The following is a 24037-nucleotide window of genomic DNA, read 5'->3' as shown; positions in this document are numbered from 1 at the left end:
TAAAACACCGTTTATTTTTTAAGTAAAAAACTTTCCATAATAGGTTTTAACTTATTTAATTGTATTGGTTTTGTTATAAAATCATTACAACCTACCGCCATAGCTTTTTCTTTATCTTCAATTGTTGAATAGGCTGTTTGTGCTACAATTGGTAAATTTGGGAAGTCTGCTCTAATCAATTCAGTAGCATCATAACCATTCATAATTGGCATATTTATGTCCATTAAAACAAAATCAATTGCATTATTTTTACATTGCTCTACGGCTTCTTTTCCGTTCTTAGCGTGTAAAATTTTACAGTCTAAATCAATTTTTTCTAAAAGTAAAATTTCAATAAAAATAAAGTTCACTTCTTCATCTTCAACAATTAAAATGGTGTGCTTTTTTTTCTCCTTAACTGCAGTATTGTTAGTAGTATCTTTTGTTTTATGAACAGGTTTATACGGAATTGAAACTTTAAATGTAGAACCTTTCCATTTTTCAGAAACCACTGAAATTTTACCACCAAGTAACTCTGTATTTTCTTTGGCAATTGATAAACCTAAACCTAAACCACCAACATTTTTTGAAAGGTCTTTTTCTTCTTGTGAAAATCTATCAAAAATTATTTCTTGTTTTTCAGGAGCTATTCCAATTCCTGTATCTTTTACAAAAATTTCAATTTTATTATTTACTAGTACATAGCCAAAGGTTATGGAACCTTTATTTGTAAATTTAAGAGCGTTTGTTAATAAATTACTTACAATTTTATCAAGTTTAGATTTGTCTGAATAAATGGTACTTTCCAAATTTGAGAGCCCGTTGTAAATGTATAATGGTATTTGATTTTCTTTGGTTTTAATGTCAAAAATAGAGAATAGTTGCAGTAATAAATCGTTTAAACAAACTGGTTTTTCAATTACTTTAATATGTTTGGTACCAAGTCTTGAAATTTCTAAAATATCATCAATAACACGTAATAATTGATTTCCACTATTTTGAATAATATTTACATAATAATTTCTTTTTTCAGGAGGAAGATTCTCTGTATTTAATAGGTCTGAAAATCCTAGAATTCCATTCATTGGAGTTCTAATTTCGTGAGACATATTATTTAAGAATTCTGTTTTTAACCTATTGCTTTCTTCGGCTTTTTCTTTTGCTTGAATTAGTTCAACAGTTTGTTCTTCTAGTTTTAAAATGGCTTTTTTTCTAATAGTAATGTCTCTGTGTGATCCAAACATTCGTACAACTTCACCTTTTTCATTTAGTAAAACTTCGGCTCTTGAAAGAATCCAAATATAAGAGCCATTTTTATGTCGAAACCTAAACTCAGAAAGATATTGCCCTACTGGATTTTTTTGGTAATTTTTTATTTTTAGTAATTCTTTTTCTAAATCATCTGGGTGAACGTGCTCTTCCCAGGTTTCAAATTTATTTTCAAGTTCGTAATTTTGATAGCCAATTTGTTGTTTAAAGTATCTAGAAAGGTATAATTTGTTAGTTGAAACATCCCAATCCCAAATTCCTAAACCGGTAGCTCTTACGGCTAATCTGTAGCGTTCATCACTTTTTTCAGCTTTTTCTTTTGCATTATTTAATTCATTTTCAGCTTTTTTTAAGGCTGTAATGTCAATAATTGATACAATTGCTTTGGCATTTTCATCAATTTCTGAAGTTATAATGGCATAAATAGTTTTACCGTTTTTATGGGTAAATTGTGTTTCGCTAATAAATTCTTTTTGGTTAGAGTAAACGGCAATTAATTCCTCTCTTAAAACTTTATAAGATACGCTGGTATTGGTTTGTTTTAATAGTTTATTTAATTCATTTAAATTGCTAACGCCTAATAAATTTAAGGTACTTTGATTTACTGATAGGGTTTTAATTTTATTTAAACATTCAACAAAAAAACCATGATTTTTTATAAAATAGGCATCTAAATCTTCGGATTTAATTCCTTTTTTAGCAATGTGTTTTTTTACTTCTTGAAAATCTTCTTCCCAAAGTGAAACCGGACTATTTTCAAATAAGTTTCTATACTTATTTTCACTATTTGCTAAGAGCTCATTTTTTTTAGAGAGCTCATTAGAAATAGTTTGTAATTCTTTGTTTTTAGTTTCTAATTTTAGCTGTGCTTCTTTTATTTTGTTAATGTTGGTAATAAGTGCAAAGGAACCAACAAATTGATTTTTTTTATTATAAATAGGAGAAGTTTTAAATAAGCAAGTAATTAAGTTTTGATTGTTCTTTAAAAGGTCTACTTCATAGGTGTTTGAAAGACCTTTTTGCCTGTTTATAAGTTCTCGTTTAAAAATTTCACTACCTTTTTTATCTACAAAATTAAAAATGCTTTTATTTATAATTTCTTGATGCTCTTTACCTAATATGGTACATAATTTATCATTTATATCTATAATATTTCCTTGCGGATTTATAATCCAATATCCTTCATTTGCTGTTTTTAATATTTTGGTTAAATAATCTTCTTTTTCTTTAATTATTTTATAAGCTCTTTTAAGTTCAGATTCTGCTTTTTTACGTACTGTAATATCTTCTTTTATAGCTAAATAATTGAGCGTTTCTCCCAAGCCATTTTTTATAGGTGTAATTGTTGCTTGTTCCCAATAAATTTGCCCATGCTTATTAATATTTTGGAATTCACCTTTCCAAATTTCTCCTTTTGTAATGGTTTCCCATAAAATTCGGTAATATTCTTTAGGCATATTTCCAGAGCTTAGGATGCTAGGGTTTTTACCTTTTACTTCTTCAAATGTATAGCCGGTTATTTTTGTAAACTTTGGGTTTACATACTCAATTTCACCTTTTAAATTGGTTATTAAAACAGTATTTTCGCTTTGTTCTACAGCTGTGGAAAGTTTATTATTTTCAGCTTCACGTATTTTTTTGTTAGTAATATCTTTAGCCAAACCAAAAATTAAATTTTGACCATCAATTTGTATAATTACAGCTCTAACTTCAACATTAAGAATTGTTCCATCTTTTCTCTTATGAAGTGTTTCAACGGTTTTGGGTTCGTTAGGCTTTAGGTCTCCCCAAAATTCTTGCATAGCTTCTAAAGAAGGCGCTTTTACATCTATGTCTTTAACATTCATTAAAAGCAGTTCTTCTTTAGTGTATAAAGTTTGCTCTGTTGATTTTTGGTTGATTTCTAAAATTTCTCCATTAAAATCAGATAAATACAAAGCATCACCTGTATGCTCCATTAATGTTTTAAACCTAAAATTGCTGTCTTTAATTTCTTTTTCTGCTTTCTTTTTAAAGGTTAGGTCTCTAAAAGCGGCTACTCTATTGTTGGTGTTTTTGTAAAAGATATTACGTGCTTCAATTTCTACTGGAAATTTCACACCGTTTTTTTTAATTCCTTCTACTTCATACGGTTCTAATAAACCAGTTTGGATTTTTTTTGTAAATATTTTTTGAGATTTTTTTGAGAACAATATTGGTTGAATATCTTTCCCTATAAGTTCTTCTTTTTTATAGCCAAACATTTTTTCAAATGCTTGGTTAACCTCAACTACAATACCGTTTTTATGTACTAAAATTCCTTCAAAAGTAAGATTTGATATTGTTGTTAATTGCTTTTCTTTTTGTTTTGTTATAGTTTCAAACGTTAAGTTTTCAAGTACCTTTTCAATTTTAAGCGCAATAATTTTAAGTAATATTTCAATGGTTTCTACCTGTTCAAATGGTTTGGTATCCATAAAAGCTATGAGGCCAATAGGTTCTTTATGTGAGTTCCATAAAGGAAATCCAATATAACTTTTTATATTATTGTCAACTATAAAAGAATCTTTAGAAAATGTTTTTTGTAGGTTGGTTGAATAATGACATAACGCTTTATTAATTACATTTTCACAAGGTGTATTTTTTAAATTATAATAAAATGATGGTTTAAAATTACCGTTGTTGTATAATATTATGGCTTCGGCTTGTGTGGGGTTTTCATTTGAATATTTATTAATTAAAACATAGTTAACATTTAATAATTGCGCTAAAAATGAAGAAATTTCTTTTAAGAATTCAAAGCTTGAAGTTTGGTAGCCTTGTGATGAAATAAAATCTAATGTTTTATGTACATAATTCTGATTAATTGACATTAGTAGGGCTTATTTTTAATAAATAAATGAAAGCAAAACGTGAAACTTTTTTGTATTTATTAGGGTTGTTATCTATCAAAAATATAAATTTTTTATGTGCAGTTTACTGATATTTATCAATGTTTAATTACATAAAGTTATTTATACTAGGTATTTACCGTATTTATTTTCAGCTTATTTGTGGTGTTATTAGTGTGTATTAATGCAAATATTATTGAAACTTAACCTTCAGAATATAACCAATTTAAGTACCTTAGCTATTCAAATTTATTTTATGAAAACAGTTTTTACAGTGTTATTTGTATTTATTTCACAAATTATTGTGGCACAACATGTACCACTTTATGTTGGTAGTTATACAAATACCGAGAGTGAAGGTATTTATTACTATAGTTTTAATACAAATACGGGAACATTAAGCAATAAAAAACTTGCCGTAAAAGCTGAAAATCCATCATTTATTACCTTTTCAGCAAATAAAGATTTTTTATATGCGGTGAGCGAATCTGACAAAGAAAGTACTGTTGCATCTTATGCCGTTACAGAAAATGGAACGTTAAACCTTTTAAATAAAGTAAGTAGTAATGGTAGTGGTCCTTGTCACATACAATTGAACCAAAGTAGTACTAAAGCTGTAGTTTCAAATTATGGAGGTGGAACCGTTTCTATATATAACCTTCAAAAAAATGGAAGTTTTATTAATGCATTTCAGGTTGTAAATAATAATATACCTGGTGTGCCAGCACACGCACATTCGGGAAAATTTTATAATAATGAATTGTTTGTTGCTGACCTTGGACGTAACTTTTTATCTCAATATGTTGAAAAAGACAATACATATGTTTTAAAAAAGAATTATATGATGGCTAAAAAAGCCGGTCCTCGCCATTTTGAAATTTCAAAGAATGGAAGCTTTATTTATGTAATTAACGAGCTAAATTCAACTATAACGGCTTTAAAAAGGGTAGAAGACACGTATACTGAAATTCAAACTATAAGTACCTTAAAAGACGGGTTTATTGGAATGAATGCTTGTGCAGATATTCATTTATCAAACAATCAACAGTTTTTATATGGATCAAATAGAGGTGAGAACACCATTGTTGTTTACAAACGAAATTTAGAAACCGGATTGTTAAGTAAAATTCAATCTATTTTTGTTGAAGGAGATTGGCCACGAAATTTTACGCTTTCTCCAAACGGAAAATTTTTATTAGTAGCAAACCAACGAAGTAACAATATAAGCGTTTACAACGTGCAAAAAGAGACCGGTAAGTTAACTTTTATGTATAGTGAAGCTTGTGTTTCACCAGTTTGTTTATTGTTTTAATACAAAGTAATAAATATTATCATTACTATTATACCTAAACGAAGTAAGGTATCCACTTCTATCTGAATCAAATTGAACACCTAATTCATCAAATTCAGAATTAAATTCTTGTGCTTTTATTGGAATTCCCCATCTATCATCAACTCGTTTTATTTTATAAATATTAAAATCTCCAACTTCTCTGTTCACTTTATCTATTGATATTTCACCCTTTTCATTTTTAACATAAACAACACCGGTAATTTCACCTTTTGAAATATTTGATGAAAAATAAATAGTGTTTTCGTCAAAATAAGTTGGGTTTATAATATCAAAATTTGGATTAGAAATATAAACAAGCCCTTTTTTAATCCATTTTCCAAGGTCATTTTTCATATATTCCATAATATGAATAACCGCTCTTTCAGTACTTACTACAAGTAAATTTTTTCCGTCTTTTGAAATACAAGGATCGGTATATGAAAAGTTTTTATTGCAAAATGCTAAAGGTTCAATAGCTGAAACTTTAAAATTATTGATTTTACCTTTGTAAATTGTAGAATTGTAAAAACCTTTAGCATCGGGTTTTTTTGAAATTCCTGTAAAATAAATAGTATTTTCAAAAGTAGTGGCTGCACCAAAATCAAATTTAGAACCTAAGCCTATTTTTTTTGGTTTTGACTGTAAATCTGAATAATATAAATTGTAGTTATTTTGTTTGTAATCAGACACATAAATAAGTCCATTGTTAAACGGCGTAGGAAATATATTTCCAGTAGAAATATTAGATAAATAGGTTTCAAAAAGTTGAATACTATCTGTTTCTTCAATTAAAAATTTCTCTTGTGCTTGTATTTGAAACGCAAAAAATAAGATGTATAAAAAGGTGTAAGTAATTTTCATTAATGCTTATCAATTAATTGATAATTCAAAGATAGTAAACATTTGCGTAGCATTACAATTGGCAAACTTGTTCTGCAAAAGCAGTTACTTTGTTCCAATTGGTATATTCAATTTTGGTATTTTTATTAGTTGGCCCTTTGGTAATCCACATAATAAACTGAATCATAAGCCTGTCAAAAAATGGATATTTTTTATAATCTAACATACCTGCAAAAACGGTTTTTACAGTAGGTTTCCAATCTATATTTTTAAAAAATTTAACCACATACGGATTGGTTTCTGGGGTGTTTTTTTCAGGTTTTCTGGCTACTAAATTTACTGAGAAAAAAGCTGTTTTAATATGGTCAAGCTCCTTTTTATGTGTATTTATAAAAGCAATTATTTGTTTGTTATGAAGCCCGTATCTAATGCTTGAACCAATAATAAATTTATTATAATCTTGAATGTTTTTGTTGAAATTATCAATTGAAAAAAGGTCAATTTGAAGGTTGTTTTTTTTAAATACAGCCAAAATTTCTTGGCATATTTTTAAAGTGTGACCATCTACAGTTGAATACAAAAGAGCTGTTTTATTACTCATATGCAATTGAGTTAAATTTTATATTTAACACTATCAAAGTTAAAAAAAAGTAGCTTACTTGTATAATTTATATGAAGTTAAAATTAAAATAAAGCATAAAAAAACGCCTCTAAAAAGAGGCGTTAGTTTTCTAAAAAGTTTTAAAATACTATAAATTATAGTACTTTCACGTTTATTGCGTTTAAACCTTTTTTACCTTCTTTAAGTTCAAATTCAACTACGTCACCTTCTCTAATTTCATCAATTAATCCTGAGATGTGAACAAAATAATCTGTGTTTGATCCGTCTTCAATAATAAATCCAAAACCTTTAGATTCGTTGAAAAATTTTACTGTACCTTTTTTCATTGTTAAAAAATAATATTGTTAAAATGCAAATGTACATTTATTATAACGCATTGTTCATTATTATTTGAAAAATATTGAAAATCAATGATTAATCTAATTGTTCAGTTAATCTTTTGAATACCGTTTTTGGGTTTTTATTTTGATATAATATGGCATAAACAGCATCAATAATTGGTGTTTTAGCCGGATTTATTTTATTTAATAATTGTGCACTTTTTGAAGCATAATAACCTTCAGCAATCATACTCATTTCCATCATAGCGCTTTTAACGGTATATCCTTTCCCAATCATATTTCCAAACATTCTATTTCTACTAAAAATTGAATATCCGGTTACTAATAAATCACCTAAATAAGCTGAATTATTGATATTTCGTTTCATTTTATGACGTTTTTTAATAAAACGTTTCATTTCACGAATAGAATTTGACATTAATACAGATTGAAAATTATCACCATAACCTAAACCATGTGCAATACCTGCGGCAATGGCAAAAATATTTTTAAGCATAGCGGCATATTCAGTTCCAATAATATCGTCTGAAGTTTTTGTTTTTATATAATGACTAGATAAGCAGTTGCTAATAAGTTCGGCCTTTTCAGTATCTCTACAAGCTATGGTAAGGTATGAAAGGCGTTCCATTGCAACTTCTTCAGCATGACAAGGTCCTGAGATTACACCAATATTATTTAATGGTACATTTAATTTTTGATTGAAGTGTTCACCTACAATTAATCCACTTTCAGGTATAATTCCTTTAATGGCTGAAAATATAATTTTTGAAGAATATTCTTCAGTAATCTTATCTAATTCAGTTTTTATAAATGCTGATGGTATAGCAAAAATTAATACATCAGCGTAAGCAACCATTTTGTTAATATCACTTGATAAATTAAGTTGCTCAATATTAAATTGAGCAGAACTTAAGTAATTTGGATTGTGTTCGTTTTCTTTAATATAGTCAATAGTGGTTTCATTGCGTACATACCAACCTACTTGATCTAAATTTTCACAGAGCATTTTTACAATTGCAGTAGCCCAACTTCCTCCTCCAAACACGGCAACTTTAGGGTATTTACTCATAATTTTATTTATTTTAGGCGGTAAAAGTAACCAATTTGGACAAATAGCTCTCTTAAAATTTAGTTATAATATCTTCTATACTTTTTAAGTATGGGTTTCCAAAAAGGTTTAAATGAACTAATAAAGGATACAAATTATAAAAGTTTGTTCTTAAGTTAAAACAAGGAGCTAAAGGATAAATTTCATTATATTTTTTATAAAATTGTTGTGGAAAACCTCCAAAAAGTTGGGTCATTGCAATGTCAATTTCTCTGTGTCCATAATACACAGCAGGGTCTATTAAAATGGCCTTTTCTTGTGCAGAACATATGTAATTTCCACTCCATAAATCTCCGTGAATAGCTGCAGGTTTTTCATCAGGAAATATAGCATTCAAATCAGTATATAAAATTTCAAATTGTGCTAAGTGTTTTTGTTCAATTTTATGTGAATCAAAAGCCAATTTTACTTGAGGTTTTAACCTGTTTTCAATAAAAAAAGTAGTAAAATCGTTAAAATGGCTATTGTTTTGATGTAATTGCCCCATAAAATTTGAATATTCTAGTCCAAATTGTGTTCCTTTTTGGGTATGCAAGTTGGCCAAGTTTTGAGCAAAATTATCCCAAAATAAGTTGCTTTCTTTGCCTTTCTCAATCCATTCTAAAATTAAGAAGATATCGTTTTGAAAACTGCCTTCAGCAATAATTTTTGGAATAAAAGCCTTGTTTTTTTCTAAAAATTGAAGGCCTAAAACTTCTTCTTTAAAACCATTTTTAAAAACAGCTATTGTGTTTGTTTTTATAAAATAAGTGTTGGTATTTGTGGTAATTTTATATGTTTTATTTATGGAACCTCCTGCAACAGGTTGCCATTTAAAAGTATTATTTGTTGAAACTAGAGATTGTAATTGGTGTTCAATATGTTGTTGAAGTTCTGTATTCATTGGTCAAAAATACAATATAATTCAATAAAATTTTATTGTTGTATTCCATGAATACTTTTGTACTTTTATGCATTAACTTTAGGCACTTTTGAGTACACTTAAACGATTTTTTCAAGACACCGTTATATATGGAATTGCAGCAGTTTTACCGCGTGTAATTAATTTTTTATTAGTGCGTGTGCATACAGATGCACTTGCTGCAGATAAGTATGCTGTAAATAGTGATTTTTATATTTGGGCAGCACTTTTTGCAGTGTTTCTTACTTTTGGAATGGAAACGGCTTTTTTTAGGTTTTACAATACAGAAAAGAAAAAAGATAAACTTATTTCTACAACGTTTGTAAGTATGCTGTTTTCTGCCACAGTTTTAATAGTTGTTATATCTGTTTTCTTTGACTTTTTTGAGCAATTTTTAGACTTTGAACATAACCCTTTACGATTAAAATTATTTGTTGGAATTTTAGCTTTAGACACTATTTCTATGGTACCATTTGCTTATTTGAGGGTTACAAATAGACCTATTAGATACGCTGCAATAAAATTGGTAAACGTAGGTGTAATTGTAGTTGTTAATTTGTTGTTTTTAAGATATATACCTTATTTTTTAAACAAAGGAATTGAGCTTCCTTTAGTTGTTAAAAACATATACAATGGTACAGCAACGGTTAATTTTATTTTTATAGCTAATATTTTAGGAAGTGCTATTTCGTTTTTATTATTACTGCCGTATTTAATGAAATTTAAGTTTCAATTTGATGTACAGTTATTAAAGAAAATTTTAGCATATAGTTGGCCAATTATGGTGGCTGGTTTAGCGTATGTTATTAATGAAAATTTAGATAAATTTTTAATCAAGCGAATAGTTGGAGAAGCCGAAATGGGAATTTATAGCGCGTGTTATAAATTGGCTATTTTTATGAATTTATACATAATGGCATTTCGTTTAGGAGCAGAGCCTTTCTTTTTCAATCAATCATCTAAAAAAAATGCCAAACATACTTATGCTTTAATTATGAATTATTTTATAATTATTGGCTCGTTGGTATTTATTGGTATTGTTGGTTTTATTGATATATTAAAATATTTTATCAATCCAAATTATTGGGCAGATTTGGCTATTGTGCCTATAATTTTATTGGCAAACTTATTTTTAGGAATTTATTACAATTTGGCTATTTGGTATAAATTAACAGATAAAACTAGATACGGCATGTATTTCTCTATTATTGGAGCGCTTTTAACTATTGTATTAAATGTTTGGCTTATTCCGATAATTGGTATTATGGCGGCTGCATATGCCACATTAATTGCGTACGGCTGTATGACAGTTGTTTCTTATTTATTTGGAAAAAAGCATTACCCAATACAGTATAACCTTCAAAAAATTGCAGTGTATTTAATAGCGTCAGTTGTTATTAGTTGGATTTCTTTTAATTATTTTAGAGGTAATTTTTGGGTTTCAACTTTATTAATTACGTGTTTTGCTGCAATTATTTATGTTAAGGAAAAAAAAGAATTAACAGCTATTTTAAAAAGAAGACGATAACCATAAAAATACTTTATAACATTAGATTATTATGAACATACAAATTATTAACAAATCTAAACACGAATTGCCTAGCTATGAAACCATTGCTTCTGCAGGAATGGATTTACGAGCAAACATTTCAGAATCAATTACATTAAAACCGTTAGAACGTACAATTGTAAAAACAGGTTTATTTATTGCCTTGCCTGTAGGAAGCGAAGCGCAAGTACGCCCGCGTAGTGGTTTGGCAGCTAAAAAAGGAATTACAGTTTTAAATGCTCCAGGAACTGTTGATGCAGATTATAGAGGTGAAATTGGTGTAATTTTGGCTAATATTTCTAATGAAGACTTTGTAATAAATGATGGTGAACGTATTGCACAGTTAGTAATAGCAAAGCATGAACGTGCAGTTTGGGAAGAAGTTGAGGTGTTGAGTGAAACTGAGCGTGGCGCTGGTGGATTTGGATCTACTGGAGTTTAATAAATCAAATAAAAAACCTAACAGATAATAAAATCTGTTAGGTTTTTTATTTCAAATAAGTATGAGATTCTGAAATTAAATTCAGGAATCTGATTATGAATTACAATGCTTCAATAGCATTATTTATTCTGTCAATGGTTGCTTGTTTGCCAATCATTTCAGCAATATCAAATAGGTGAGGACCTTTCATTGCTCCAACCAAACTTAACCTAAAAGGTTGCATTACTTTTCCAAAACCAATTTCTTTTGAAGTAATCCATTCCTTTACAATAGTTTCAATATTTTGAGAATTAAAATCGTTAACACTTTCAATAATTGTAACTAATTCTTTCATTAATTCAGGCGTACCTTCTTTCCATTGTTTTTTAGAAGCTTTTGCGTCGTATTCTGTAGGATTTTCAAAAAAGAAGTTTCCTAATTCCCAAAAATCAGCTACAAATGTGGCACGTTCTTTTATCAATGACACTACTTTTTCAGTATAAGCTAATTCAGAAGTAATTCCTTTTTCAACAAGTATATCATTAAAAATATCTGCTAATTCAGCATCACTTTTTGTCATCATATATTGTTGGTTAAACCACTTTGTTTTGTCTGGACTAAATTTAGCACCACTTTTACTTACGCGTTCTAGGCTAAATTCAGCACATAACTCTTCTAAATTAAAAAGCTCTTGTTCTGTTCCAGGATTCCAACCCAACAAAGCAAGCATATTTATAAAAGCATCGTTAAAATAACCATCTTCTTTATAACCACGAGAAATGTCTCCGGTTGCTTCATTTTTATATTCTAAAGGAAATACTGGGAACCCTAATTTATCACCATCACGTTTGCTTAATTTCCCTTTTCCTACAGGTTTTAAAATTAGTGGTAAGTGGGCAAATTTTGGTGCTTCCCAATCAAAAGCTTGGTACAATGCAACGTGTAGTGGAAGTGAAGGCAACCATTCTTCACCGCGAATTACGTGGCTAATTTGCATTAAATGGTCATCTACAATATTTGCCAAATGGTAAGTTGGCATTCCATCGCTTTTAAAAATAATTTTATCATCTAAAATAGCAGTTTTAAAGCTAACAGTTCCACGAATAATATCATTTGCTGAAATTACTGTTTCTTCAGTATCAGTGGCTGGATTGTGCATTTTAAAACGTACCACATATTTTTCACCGTTGGCAATTCGTTGTTCAACTTCTTCTTTTGAAAGCGTTAATGATGTTGTTAACTTTTCACGATTGTGCCAGTTATAAATAAATGTTTTTCCTTTTTCTTCGTGATCTTTTCTATGGAAGTCTAACGTTTCAGCAGTATCAAAAGCGTAGTATGCTTTTCCTTTAGCAATTAATTCTTCGGCATATTGCTTGTATATTTCTTTTCGTTCAGATTGGCGGTAAGGTCCAAACTTTTCGTTTTTCCCTGGCCCTTCATCAAAAGGAATGTTACACCAATTTAAGGCATCAATAATATATTGTTCGGCATTGGCAACATATCTAGTTTGATCAGTATCTTCAATACGTAACACAAAGGTTCCGTTGTGTTTTTTAGCAAATAAATAGTTAAAAAGTGCAGTTCTTACACCACCAATATGCAAAGGTCCTGTTGGACTAGGAGCAAAGCGTACTCTTACATTTTCCATTTTCTGAATAATTTTAGGCTGCAAAGATAATTGAACCTATGTAATAAGGAAGTTTTAACGTAAAAAAAAGGCTGTAATAAATTACAACCTTTTTGAAATTTGCCCAATTTCGATTTTAATATCCCTTAGAATGTAATTTAGGGATGTTTGGGGGACACCGTTTCTTTTATTGGTAAACCATCATGTTCCTGTCAACGCGTTCGTGTTGATCTACTTGTTCAGGCGAACCTGAGAATACCCTGTTTATTACGTATAAATTTATCACAACTAACACTCCTAACAGTAAAGTTATAAGTAGTAGTTTTAAGCTTTTTGCGTTTAAATTTCTTGTAATTTCCATTTTGCCGTACTTTTAGTGTTGTAAAAGTATATGATGTTTTAAATTTTTTATGAGGGAAAACACCTATTTTTTAAAGGGGATATTTCCCCTTTTTTATATTTTTCAAACTAAGTTTAAATAGTTAGCTTTATGCAGTACTAAAAAAAACATAAAAATGAAAAGAATTACACCAGAAGAGGCAAAAGAACTGAATCAAAATTTTGTAAAAACACGTTCTAAAAAATTAAATAAAATTGTTGAAGAAGAAGAAGGGCACCCGCACGAAAAAGATGCAATTTCTAGTTGGTTTTCTTTAGATGAAATAAAAGAATATATTGCCTATGTTGAAAAACAAGGAAAAGAAAAAGGAATTGATATAAACGGGTTACGTGTTTATTTTGGATCGTATGGTGCAAAAGATAAAAAAACGGCAAACAAAGGTTTGTCAACTGTGTTTTTTGTTCCAACAAAAGCTAGAGTAGGAGCTAAACTAAAAGGTGAATTAGTAAGTGTTGATGGGAACGCTGATGTTGATGGTATTGATGGAATGAATTCTGGTGGTTTAGGTCAACCACCAAGTGCAACTTATCCTCAATAATAAATAATGCGATACGTTTTTTTGCAACTTGTAACTTAATAAAGTAGCAGTTGCTTTTATAAAAATTCAATAAAATTTACAATTAGTATTTCCAATGTGGTTATTTATATATCCTTTAATTTACTTTATTACTATAGCTGTTGGGCTCATATTTTATTCAAAATATAAACATCAAAAGTCCTCGTTATTTTTTTTAGCTTTCTTAATTTATTCTTTTTTTACTGAAGTAATTGGGAATTATTGTTCACGCCTTTTAGCTATGAATACCTTTTATATTTATAATACGTGGCATTTAGTTAATCACTTGTTTTATATGCTTTTCTTTTTAAATTTAATGAAGGATTCTTTTAAGAGAAATTTTTTAAAATTGTTATTGGCTACGTATATTGTTATTGTGGCTATTGATGTTATTTTTATTGAAAATTTTATAACAGAAGGGCTTATTAATATTATGATTATTGGAAGTTTATTTGTTGTAATTTCAGTAATGTTATTTTTTGTTGAATTAATAAACAGAGACGAAATATTAGAGATTCAAAACAGTTTAATATTTTGGATTTCAATAGGTGTGTTATTGTTTAATATTGGCTTTATTCCCATAATTATTATTGCTGAATTTATTGCTTACAGAGGTGTTTTTAGCTACATAATTTTAACATTAAATATTATTATGAGTTTATGTTTTATTACGGGTTTTTTAGTGAGTAAAAAAGAGTTTAATAATTAGATTATGGATCAAACCGAAATACAATTATTGGTTTTTGTAATTACAATTATTGTTTTAATATTGGCAATAACATTAATTGTTTTCTTTTTTTATTTTCAACAAAAAAAGACAGCGTATTTAATAAAACAGCGCGAAACTCAAAAGCGTTTTCAAGAAGAAATAAACAAGTCGCGTTTAGAAATTCAGGAACAAGCTTTGCAAAATATAAGTTGGGAAATTCACGACAATGTTGGGCAATTGTTATCTACTGCAAAAATGCAGCTAAATATGGTGCAATTTGGTTTGCCCGAAGAACATCAGGCAAGTATTCAAGAACCTAGTGATATTGTTGGAAAAAGCTTACAAGAGCTGCGAGGTCTTGCAAAGTCATTAAACCCTGAAACCATAAAAAATAAAGGTTTAATTACTTCAATAACGCAAGAAATAGAACGCTTTAATCGTTTAAATTTTATCAATGCTTCTGTTGAAGTTGTAGGTGAATATTATGATTTAAGCAATGAAAAAGAAATTATTTTATTTCGAATTTTACAAGAATTTTGCAATAACACTTTAAAATATGCAAAAGCTAAAGATTTATCTATTTCACTTAACTTTAATGAAGATGCATTGCTTATTACTGCAAAAGATAACGGTATTGGTTTTGATGTTACAGATACTTCAAAAAATACAGGTATCGGTTTAGTAAATATGAGAAGTAGGTGTGAACTTATTAATGCAAAAATTGAGTTAGAATCATCCAAAAATAATGGAACGAAGTTATATATTAGTTGTCCCAAATAAAGCTTATGAATAAAATAGATGTTATAATAGTAGACGATCATATGTTGTTTTCTCAGGCGCTAAACAGTTTGGTGTCTAAATTTGATGAATTTAATGTTATTAAAGTTCTAAATGATGGGGCTGAAGTGGTTGATTATTTTAAGAACAATAATCCAGCTCCTGATGTAATTTTAATGGATATTCAAATGCCAATAATGAATGGTATTGAAGCTACAAGTTGGTTAAAAAATAACAAACCTGCTATGAAAGTAATTGCACTTTCTATGGAGTGTGAAGAAGAAACTATTTTAGCAATGTTAAGAGCTGGTGCTAAAGGTTATTTATTAAAAGATATTCATCCTTCCGTTTTAAAACATGCAATTTGTGAGGTACATAAAAACGGATTTTATTATACTGAAAATGTTACAAGTACGTTGTTAAACGCAAATACTATTTCAAGCACAAAAAACACGATTGTTTTAAAGGAACGAGAATTAGAATTTTTAAAATTAGCTTGTTCAGAATTAACATATAAACAAATTGCTGAAAAAATGTTTTTAAGTCCAAAAACCGTTGAAAATTATAGAGAAGCTTTGTTTGAAAAGTTAGAAGCAAAAACACGTATTGGTCTAGTTTTATACGCAATAAAACAAAAGATAGTTATACTGTAATCAATTTTCGTTAATTTTAGCCAATCTATAACGGTAAAATAACAAATTGAACAATTATAAACACATACAACACAAACTACACCAATTTATTCAGAAATATTATGTGAATGAATTGATTAAAGGGGTTTTGTTGTTTTTTTCAATAGGTTTACTATACTTTATTTTTACACTTTTAGTTGAGTATTTCTTTTGGCTAAAACCTTTAGCCAGAACGGTGTTGTTTGTACTTTTTATTGGGGTAGAAGTAGCCTTGGTGGTGTTTTATATTTTGTTTCCTATTTTTAAATTATGGGGTTTAAAAAATGGAATTAATGAACTTGAAGCTTCTAAAATTATTGGTAATCATTTTCCTGAAGTGAATGATAAGTTACTGAATATGATTCAGTTAAAAAACAATAAGCAAGGTTCAGAATTAATTGAAGCAAGTATTGAACAGAAATCTAGTGAATTAAAATTAGTACCCTTTAAACGCGCTGTAGATTTTTCAACCAATACAAAATACATTAAGTACGCATTAATTCCGGTGATTATTTGGTTGCTTTTTTTTATAACTGGTAACATTACCATTTTTAATGATAGTTTTTCGCGGGTTGTTCATTACAACAAGCAATACCAACCACCAGCACCGTTTTCTTATCATATTTTAAATACTTCATTTGATGTTATAGAAGGGGAGTCTTTTACAGTTCAAATAGAAACAGTTGGTGATGTTGTACCAAACGACGCTAAAATTTATTTTTTAAATGAAAATTACTTTTTAGAAAATGTAGGCTTCGGTAAATTTCAGTATACTTTTTCTAACATTCATACTTCTTTAAATTTTTATGTTGAAGCCAATGGAGTAAGTTCTAAAACTTATCAAATTAATGTAATTCCAACTCCAATAATTACCAATTTATCCATGGCTTTAAAGTATCCTAGTTATACTGGTAAATCAAATGAAGTTATTACAAATACCGGAAATGCAATTGTTCCACAGGGAACAGTGATAGAGTGGGAGATTAAAACACACCAAACCAATGAAGTTTCTTTTTTAGAGAAAGACACCGTTTTTAGTTTTAAGAATTCAAATACAGATTATTTTAATTTTCAAAAAAGAATGCTTCATTCTGTAAATTATAAAATTACCACATCTAATCAACAATTAAAAAATCATGAAGCTTTAGATTTTTCTGTTGAGGTTATAAAAGACGAATTGCCAAAAATTATAGTGCAATCAAATATTGATTCTGTAAGTAGCGGTCCTGTGCAATTTATAGGGCAATTAAGCGACGATTATGGTGTTGAAAAACTTCAGTTGGTGTATTATGATAAAAACAGTCCAAAAAATGCTAAAAAGCACAATATTTTAATTTCAAAGTCTTCATTTACAGATTTTTATTACATTTTTCCTGAAGGAATTACTCCTGAAGAAGGTGTTGCTTACGAGTTTTATTTTGAAGTGTTTGATAACGACCGAGTAAACGGTTCAAAAAAGGCAAAAAGTAGAACGTTTAGTTATTATAATAAAACAAACAAAGAACTAAATGAAGATTTGTTGAAAGAGCAAAAGGAAACAATTAATACTATTTCTAATTCCTTAGAAAATTCGAAAAAGGAAAATGCTGAATTGAAAAAGTTTCAGAATGAAATGCAGCGAAAAGCTGACATTAATTGGAATGATACTAAAAAATTAGAGGAATTTGTGAAGCGACAAAATCAGTATCAAGAAATGTTTGAAAAACAAACTGAACAATTAGAAAATAATTTAAATGAAAAGGAAGTTAGTGAAGATTTACAAGAGAAAAAAGAAGCACTTCAAAAACGTATAGAAGAAACAAAAAAATTAGCTCAACAAAAAAAGTTATTGGATGAATTAAATAAGTTGTCTGAAAAAATTGAGAAAGAAGATTTAATTGAAAAGTTAAAAGATATTGCAAAACAGAATAAACAAAATGAGCAAAGTTTAGAACGTATTTTAGAATTGACCAAACGTTTTTATGTTGAACAAAAAGCGAATCAAATTGCTGAAAAATTATCAAGTTTAGGTGAAGAAGAAGCGGAGCTTTCAAAAGAAAATGAAGATACAAATACACCTGAAAAACAAAATGAGTTAACAGAAAAGTTTAACAATATAAAAGAAGAATTGAAGGAGTTGAATGAAATGAACAATCAATTAAAACGTTCCATGAAACTTCCAGACTCTGAAGATATGTTAAATGATATTGACGAAGATTTGGATAAAGCAATGGATGCTTTAAAAAATAAAGATGCTAATTCTGCTCAAAAAAATCAAAAGCAAGCTTCAAATAAAATGAAGCAACTTGGAAAATCTATGGAGTCTTCAATGGAAGCTATGGAAGGTGAAATGATTGATGAGAATATTGAAGATTTACGTAAAATTGTTGAAAATTTAATTGAGTTTTCATTTCAGCAAGAGGCTGTTTTAAATAAATTTTCAAACAATGATTTAAATAATCCTGAGTTTGCAAAAAACCTAAAAGATCAGCATACGCTGAAAGAATATTTTGAGCATATTGATGATAGTTTGTACGTGTTGTCTTTACGCTTGGTAAAAATGGGTAGTGAAATTCAAAAAGAAGTTTCAGATGTGCATTACAATATGGATCGTTCTTTAGAAAGTTTATCCGACAATTATTTAGAGCAAGGAATTTCACACCAACATTTTGTGTTAACTGGCGCAAATAATTTAGCTAATAACTTAAGTGATTTGTTAGAGAGTTTAATGAATGCTTCTGCCAATATGGGAAAAGGAAATCAGTCTCAGCCAGGTTTTTCACTTCCAGATATAATTAAAAAGCATGGTGAGCTTAGTGATAAAATGAAGGAGGGAATGAAAAAAGGGAAATCTCCTAGTGAACAAAAAGGAGGTGAAGATGGCGAAAAGGAAGGTGGAAATGGTGAAGGTACAAGTGAGCAAATGAGTGATGAGTTGTATGAAATATATAAACAACAAGAACAATTGAAACAGGCTTTAAAAGAAATGATGGGTGGGGAACAAGGCAATTCAAAAAATGGAAATGGTGATGCTGTAAAACAAATGGAAGAATTGCAAAAGGAAATGTTAGAGCAAGGTTTTACAAAAGAGGTGGTTGAAAAAATGGAGCAATTACAGTATGAACTACTAAAATTGGAAGAAGCTGAATTAAAGCAAGGAAAAGATAAAGACCGTAAATCTGAAACAAATATCCAAACTTTTGAAGAACGTACAATTCAAAAATTGAAACTCCAAAATCAGTATTTTAATTATAACGAAATATTAAACAGACAATCATTACCTTTGCGCACTATTTATAAAAAGAAAGTGCAGGATTATTTTAAAACTGTTCAATAATATTATGATTCAATTTAACTACGAAACCGATTTTAATTTAGAGAATGAAGAAGCTATGGAAGCTTGGATTTCTTCTTGTATTACAAAGTATGATTTTACTGAAGGTGAAATTAATTATATTTTTTGTGATGATGCATATTTATTAAAATTGAATGTTGAGTTTTTAGAACATGATACATTTACGGATATAATTAGCTTTGATTATACACTTGGTAAACTAATTAGTGGGGATATTTTTATTTCTGTTGAAAGAGTGCGTGAAAATGCTAAAAAATTTAGTCAACCATTTGAGAATGAGTTAAATAGAGTTGTTATTCACGGTATTTTGCATTATTGTGGCTTTAAAGATAAATCTGCTAGTGATAAGGAAGTAATGCGTGCTGAAGAAGATAATTGTTTGAGTTTATTTAAATCTTAATTTAACGTTCCACGTGGAACACAATACATATTTTTATGTTTAATACTGTTTATGATGTTATAGTTGTTGGTGGAGGTCATGCAGGTGGTGAAGCAGCTGCCGCTAGTGCCAATATGGGTGCAAAAACATTATTAATTTCAATGAGTTTGCAAAATATAGCACAAATGAGTTGTAATCCTGCGATGGGTGGAATAGCCAAAGGACAAATTGTTCGAGAAATTGATGCTTTGGGTGGTTATAGTGCAATTGTTACTGATGAAACTGCTATTCAATTTAAAATGTTGAATAAATCTAAGGGTCCTGCAATGTGGAGTCCAAGAGCGCAAAGTGATCGTATGCGATTCGCTGAAACTTGGAGAAATATGCTTGAGAAAACTGATAATTTAGATTTCTTTCAAGACATGGTTAACGGGTTGTTGTTTGATGGTGATAAAATTGTTGGGGTAAAAACTACGCTAGGAATTGAAATAAAAGCTAAGGCTGTTATTATAACTGCTGGTACTTTTTTAAATGGATTAATTCATATTGGTGATAAAACTTTTGGTGGTGGTAGAGCAGGGGAAAGTGCTTCTGTTGGTATTACAGAAGATTTAGTAAAAGTTGGGTTTGAGGCTGGTAGAATGAAAACTGGAACGCCTCCAAGAGTTGATGGAAGATCGTTAGATTATTCTAAAATGATAGAGCAACCTGGTGATGAGAATCCTGAAAAGTTTTCATATTTGGAAAGTACAAAACCATTGGCTAAACAACGCTCTTGTTATATGAGTTATACTTCTTTGGAAGTGCATGATTTGTTGCGTACTGGTTTTGATCGTTCACCAATGTTTAATGGTAGAATACAAAGTATTGGTCCTAGATATTGTCCGTCTATTGAAGATAAAATTGATCGTTTTGCAACGAAAGAAAGACATCAGATTTTTGTTGAGCCTGAAGGTTGGAACACAGTTGAAGTGTATGTGAATGGTTTTTCAACATCGTTACCTGAGGATGTTCAAGACAAAGCTTTGCGAAAAGTTCCTGGCTTTGAAAATGTGAAGTTCTTTAGGTTTGGTTATGCTATTGAATATGATTTTTTCCAGCCTACACAATTACAACATACATTAGAAACAAAGTTGATTAAAGGGTTGTATTTTGCTGGTCAAATTAATGGTACAACAGGTTACGAAGAAGCCGCTGCTCAAGGTTTAATGGCGGGTATAAATGCTGCTTTAAAAATTCAAAATAAAGAGCCTTTTATTTTAAAAAGAAACGAAGCTTATATTGGTGTTTTAATTGATGACTTAATTACAAAAGGAACTGAAGAGCCGTATAGAATGTTTACATCAAGAGCTGAATATAGAACTTTATTACGTCAAGATAATGCTGATTTAAGATTAACACCTTTATCTTTTGACTTAGGTTTGGCGTCTAAAGAAAGAATGGATCGTGTTATTGAAAAGCAACGTAAAACAGATTTGTTTGTGAAGTTTTTAATTGAAACTAGTGTGAAGCCTGAAGTGATAAATCCTATTTTAGAAGAGAATAATACTGCGGTGGTTTCACAGTCTATGAAGATGTTTAAAATTGCTGCACGTCCGCAATTAGACTTTCAAGATTTACAAAGAATTCCTGCTGTTGCTGATTTTATTTTACGTGAAGATATTGATCATGAAATTATTGAGCAGACTGAAGTTCACGTAAAATATGCAGGTTATATTGAGAAGGAAAAGAATCAAGCAGATAAATTAAATCGTTTAGAGAATGTTTCAATTCCTCCTAATTTCGATTATTTTAAAGTGGCGTCATTATCAATTGAAGCGCGTCAAAAATTAACAAAAATTAAGCCGGTTACTATTTCACAAGCGAGTAGAATTAGTGGAGTTTCTCCTAGTGATATTTCTGTTTTATTGGTGTATATGGGTCGATAATTTTTAAGCGTTCCACGTGGAACATTTAAAATAGTTGATTTATTTTACCTTGAAATTAAGCTAAAATCTATTGGGAATTTTAAGTGCTCGCTACGTAGCGTAGAAGTGAAAACGGGAATACAAACTAAGGTGTTATTTGTAATAAAAAATAAATATAGAATCCTGTTTACGTAGGTGTAAAAACCATTAATATTTTTTAAATGAATTCTGAAAAACAACCTTTTTTTACCTGTGTAGATTATACAGTATCTCATCAAAAATTTGATTTATTGTATAATGCTAATTATAGAATGTTAGAAACTTTTCCGAAACCAGAAGGAGAAGAGTTGGCTAAATATTACGAAAGTTCAGACTATATTTCGCATACAGATTCAAAAGCATCTTTTACAGATAAATTATATCAAGCGGTAAAAAGTGTTGCCTTAAAAAATAAATTGAAGCTTATTAATTCTTTTCAAACAGAAGACAAAAAGTTGTTAGATGTTGGTTGTGGTACCGGTGAATTTTTATTAACGTGTAAACATAATGGTTGGAATGTATTAGGTGTAGAGCCAAATAAAAATGCGCAAGCATTGGCAATTTCAAAATTAGCTCAACATAATTCTACAGCTGTTGTTGATGAGCTTCAAGAAATTTCATCTGAAAAATTTGATGTAATTACTTTATGGCATGTGTTAGAACATGTACCAGATTTAAATAGTTATATTTTTAAACTGAAATCATTATTAAAACCAAATGGTGTTTTAGTGGTAGCTGTTCCAAATTATAAAAGTTTTGATGCTACTTATTACAAACAGTTTTGGGCTGCTTTTGATGTGCCAAGACATTTATGGCACTTTTCTAAAAAATCAATTGAGTTGATATTTTCAGAATTTGATATGAAAGTAGATACAATACTTCCAATGAAGTTTGATTCGTTTTATGTTTCTTTGTTAAGTGAAAAGTACAAAACTGGAAAATCTAATTTTTTAAAGGCATTTTATGTTGGTTTGCTTTCTAATGTAAAGGCAATGCGAACTAAAGAGTATTCTTCTTTAATTTACGTGCTTAAAAACAGCTAAAAAGCATTTTAAAGCGTTTTAACGCATTTTTTAAAAGTAAGCATAAAATATATGTGGAAATTTTTAATTCAGCCTTAAAACAAGCTTATTTTAATCCTTTTTCAATAGAGTATTTTTATTTTTTAGTTGTAAATTATAAATAAAGCTAATACTTATAAATATTATAACCTTCTTTAATATTTGTTACTATATTCGCAGTTAAAATAAAAATCAACCTTAAAATTTAAAACATGAAAAAACTTATACTAGTTGCCTTTGCAATTGTATTATCATCTTGTACTCAAACTAAAATTGCTTACATTGATGTTGCTGATGTAATGAGTGAATATAAAGCAATGATTGCTTTAGAAGAAGAAATGACTACAAAGCAACAACAAATTGCAGGAGAGTTACAAGGTGCTCAAAGTGCTTTTCAAGCAAAAGTACAAGAGTATTACAAAAATGCTCCTAAAATGTCTTCAGCAAAAAAACAAGCTGCAGAACAAGCATTGCAACAAGAAGGTCAAATGTTACAAGGACAGCAACAACAAGCTAGTCAAATGTTAGAGCAAGAAAACCAAGCTAAAAGTGAGGTTTTAATTAAAACGATTGATAGTATTGTTGCAAATTATTCAAAATCTAAAGGTTTAGGTATTGTTTTAGGAACTCAAGGAAATGGTACTGTAATGTATGGAGATGATGCTTTAAATGTTACAGCTGATGTAATTGAAATGTTAAATGCAGATTACGATAAAAAAGAACCTGTTGTGCCTGCTGAAGAAACTGAAGCGAAATAAGTGTAATTCTTTTCAATAAATTAAAAAGCCTTTAACAAACGTTAAAGGCTTTTTTTTATTTAGATTTTGCACCTGAAAATTGATGTTCTTTAAGTTTAAATAATACATTAAAAGTAGTGAGGCTACCATAAATTCTTGTAATATATTGTTGCAAATCTACTTTGTCTTGATCGTCTAATAATTTACTAGCATTTATTTTTTGTTCCATTACACGAACACGATCTCTAACCATAACAATTTTATGAAAAAAAGTATCAATCGGAATTTCTTTGCTTGCTAGGTTGGTGTCTTTTGGTTCTATAATTAATTTTCCACCTTTGTAACGATCGGCAATTGGTATAATTTCTGAAATATCAGACCATTGTTTCAACATATTTTTTAAAATGGTTTCTACTTCATAAAAGCTAACACTATCTACTTCGTCTTCAACAGCTTCAATAACTTCAAATTCGTTATTAATTTCAATAGTTTCTAATCCGGTTTCAATAAAAGTAACCCAATAATGTTTTGCAGTTACATTGGTTACAACTCCTGCACCAAATTCTGGGTGATTTATACGTGAACCTATACCTAATAGTTTCAT

21 protein-coding genes are annotated in these 24037 nt (G+C 29.2%); 12 read left to right on the top strand and 9 right to left on the bottom strand.

Going from position 1 to position 24037, the window contains the following annotated elements; genetic code table 11:
* Nucleotides 1–11 precede the first annotated feature (11 nt).
* Entirely contained in the window at nt 12–4100 is a 4089-nt protein-coding gene (locus ACFQ5N_RS03455) for a PAS domain-containing hybrid sensor histidine kinase/response regulator (RefSeq protein WP_386807771.1), read from the bottom strand.
* A gap of 274 nt (nt 4101–4374) precedes the next feature.
* Between ACFQ5N_RS03455 and ACFQ5N_RS03450 the strand changes: the two genes are divergently transcribed.
* Entirely contained in the window at nt 4375–5430 is a 1056-nt protein-coding gene (locus ACFQ5N_RS03450) for a lactonase family protein (RefSeq protein ID WP_386807770.1), read from the top strand.
* On the opposite strand, the gene ACFQ5N_RS03445 is transcribed toward ACFQ5N_RS03450, so the two are convergent.
* The 5 genes from ACFQ5N_RS03445 to ACFQ5N_RS03425 form a co-directional block, all read right to left on the bottom strand.
* Nucleotides 5419–6312 (bottom strand): hypothetical protein, encoded by an 894-nt coding sequence (locus ACFQ5N_RS03445; RefSeq protein WP_386807769.1) that lies wholly within the window; start codon nt 6310–6312, stop codon nt 5419–5421. The two genes, ACFQ5N_RS03450 and ACFQ5N_RS03445, sit on opposite strands and share 12 nt — an antisense overlap.
* 52 nt (nt 6313–6364) lie before the next feature.
* Entirely contained in the window at nt 6365–6892 is a 528-nt protein-coding gene (gene hemG / locus ACFQ5N_RS03440) for a menaquinone-dependent protoporphyrinogen IX dehydrogenase (RefSeq protein ID WP_386807767.1), read from the bottom strand.
* Nucleotides 6893–7047: 155 nt separating this feature from the next.
* Nucleotides 7048–7239, bottom strand: coding sequence for a cold-shock protein (locus ACFQ5N_RS03435; protein ID WP_386807766.1), 192 nt, complete (start codon nt 7237–7239; stop codon nt 7048–7050).
* 88 nt (nt 7240–7327) lie between these two features.
* Nucleotides 7328–8323: an NAD(P)H-dependent glycerol-3-phosphate dehydrogenase gene (locus tag ACFQ5N_RS03430; protein ID WP_386807765.1), complete on the bottom strand. Its 996-nt coding sequence runs from the start codon at nt 8321–8323 to the stop codon at nt 7328–7330.
* Between the two features lie 52 nt (nt 8324–8375).
* Complete coding sequence (locus ACFQ5N_RS03425; protein ID WP_386807764.1) at nt 8376–9245, bottom strand: fructosamine kinase family protein; 870 nt, start codon at nt 9243–9245, stop codon at nt 8376–8378.
* A gap of 88 nt (nt 9246–9333) precedes the next feature.
* On the opposite strand from ACFQ5N_RS03425, the gene ACFQ5N_RS03420 reads away from it, so the two are divergent.
* Complete coding sequence (locus ACFQ5N_RS03420) at nt 9334–10791, top strand: oligosaccharide flippase family protein (protein ID WP_386807763.1); 1458 nt, start codon at nt 9334–9336, stop codon at nt 10789–10791.
* 31 nt (nt 10792–10822) lie between these two features.
* Nucleotides 10823–11254: a dUTP diphosphatase gene (gene dut / locus ACFQ5N_RS03415; RefSeq protein ID WP_386807761.1), complete on the top strand. Its 432-nt coding sequence runs from the start codon at nt 10823–10825 to the stop codon at nt 11252–11254.
* Between the two features lie 100 nt (nt 11255–11354).
* Here the strand turns inward: dut and gltX are convergent, their stop codons facing one another.
* Together gltX and ACFQ5N_RS03405 are read right to left on the bottom strand one after the other, a co-directional pair.
* A complete protein-coding gene (gltX, locus tag ACFQ5N_RS03410) occupies nt 11355–12884 on the bottom strand; it encodes a glutamate--tRNA ligase (protein ID WP_386807760.1) in 1530 nt (509 codons plus the stop codon).
* Between the two features lie 166 nt (nt 12885–13050).
* Nucleotides 13051–13224 carry a hypothetical protein gene (locus tag ACFQ5N_RS03405; RefSeq protein WP_386807759.1) on the bottom strand — a complete coding sequence of 58 codons (174 nt, stop codon included), beginning with the start codon at nt 13222–13224 and terminating at the stop codon, nt 13051–13053.
* A gap of 154 nt (nt 13225–13378) precedes the next feature.
* On the opposite strand from ACFQ5N_RS03405, the gene ACFQ5N_RS03400 reads away from it, so the two are divergent.
* The 9 genes from ACFQ5N_RS03400 to ACFQ5N_RS03360 all read left to right on the top strand — a co-directional run bounded on the left by ACFQ5N_RS03400 (nt 13379) and on the right by ACFQ5N_RS03360 (nt 23454).
* Nucleotides 13379–13801, top strand: a complete 423-nt coding sequence (locus tag ACFQ5N_RS03400) for a hypothetical protein (RefSeq protein WP_386807758.1) — start codon at nt 13379–13381, stop codon at nt 13799–13801.
* Between the two features lie 334 nt (nt 13802–14135).
* Nucleotides 14136–14528 (top strand): hypothetical protein, encoded by a 393-nt coding sequence (locus ACFQ5N_RS03395; protein WP_386807756.1) that lies wholly within the window; start codon nt 14136–14138, stop codon nt 14526–14528.
* A 3-nt stretch (nt 14529–14531) separates the two neighbouring features.
* Nucleotides 14532–15308 (top strand): sensor histidine kinase, encoded by a 777-nt coding sequence (locus tag ACFQ5N_RS03390; RefSeq protein WP_386807754.1) that lies wholly within the window; start codon nt 14532–14534, stop codon nt 15306–15308.
* Nucleotides 15309–15313: 5 nt separating this feature from the next.
* Nucleotides 15314–15958 (top strand): response regulator transcription factor, encoded by a 645-nt coding sequence (locus tag ACFQ5N_RS03385; protein WP_386807753.1) that lies wholly within the window; start codon nt 15314–15316, stop codon nt 15956–15958.
* 46 nt (nt 15959–16004) lie between these two features.
* Nucleotides 16005–19292, top strand: a complete 3288-nt coding sequence (locus tag ACFQ5N_RS03380) for a DUF4175 family protein (RefSeq protein ID WP_386807752.1) — start codon at nt 16005–16007, stop codon at nt 19290–19292.
* A gap of 4 nt (nt 19293–19296) precedes the next feature.
* Nucleotides 19297–19710 carry an rRNA maturation RNase YbeY gene (gene ybeY, locus ACFQ5N_RS03375; RefSeq protein ID WP_386807750.1) on the top strand — a complete coding sequence of 138 codons (414 nt, stop codon included), beginning with the start codon at nt 19297–19299 and terminating at the stop codon, nt 19708–19710.
* Nucleotides 19711–19745: 35 nt separating this feature from the next.
* Nucleotides 19746–21617, top strand: a complete 1872-nt coding sequence (gene mnmG / locus ACFQ5N_RS03370) for a tRNA uridine-5-carboxymethylaminomethyl(34) synthesis enzyme MnmG (RefSeq protein WP_386807748.1) — start codon at nt 19746–19748, stop codon at nt 21615–21617.
* A gap of 200 nt (nt 21618–21817) precedes the next feature.
* Nucleotides 21818–22678: a class I SAM-dependent methyltransferase gene (locus ACFQ5N_RS03365; protein ID WP_386807747.1), complete on the top strand. Its 861-nt coding sequence runs from the start codon at nt 21818–21820 to the stop codon at nt 22676–22678.
* A gap of 230 nt (nt 22679–22908) precedes the next feature.
* A complete protein-coding gene (locus ACFQ5N_RS03360; protein WP_386807746.1) occupies nt 22909–23454 on the top strand; it encodes an OmpH family outer membrane protein in 546 nt (181 codons plus the stop codon).
* 55 nt (nt 23455–23509) lie between these two features.
* On the opposite strand, the gene ACFQ5N_RS03355 is transcribed toward ACFQ5N_RS03360, so the two are convergent.
* On the bottom strand, nt 23510–24037 hold the full coding sequence (locus ACFQ5N_RS03355) for a hypothetical protein (protein WP_386807744.1): 528 nt from the start codon (nt 24035–24037) through the stop codon (nt 23510–23512).

It is taken from the genome of Lutibacter holmesii (assembly GCF_042679665.1).
Classification (GTDB): domain Bacteria; phylum Bacteroidota; class Bacteroidia; order Flavobacteriales; family Flavobacteriaceae; genus Lutibacter; species Lutibacter holmesii.
Note: the sequence above shows the minus strand (reverse complement) of the source record. Positions and strands in the feature narration are given on the sequence as shown.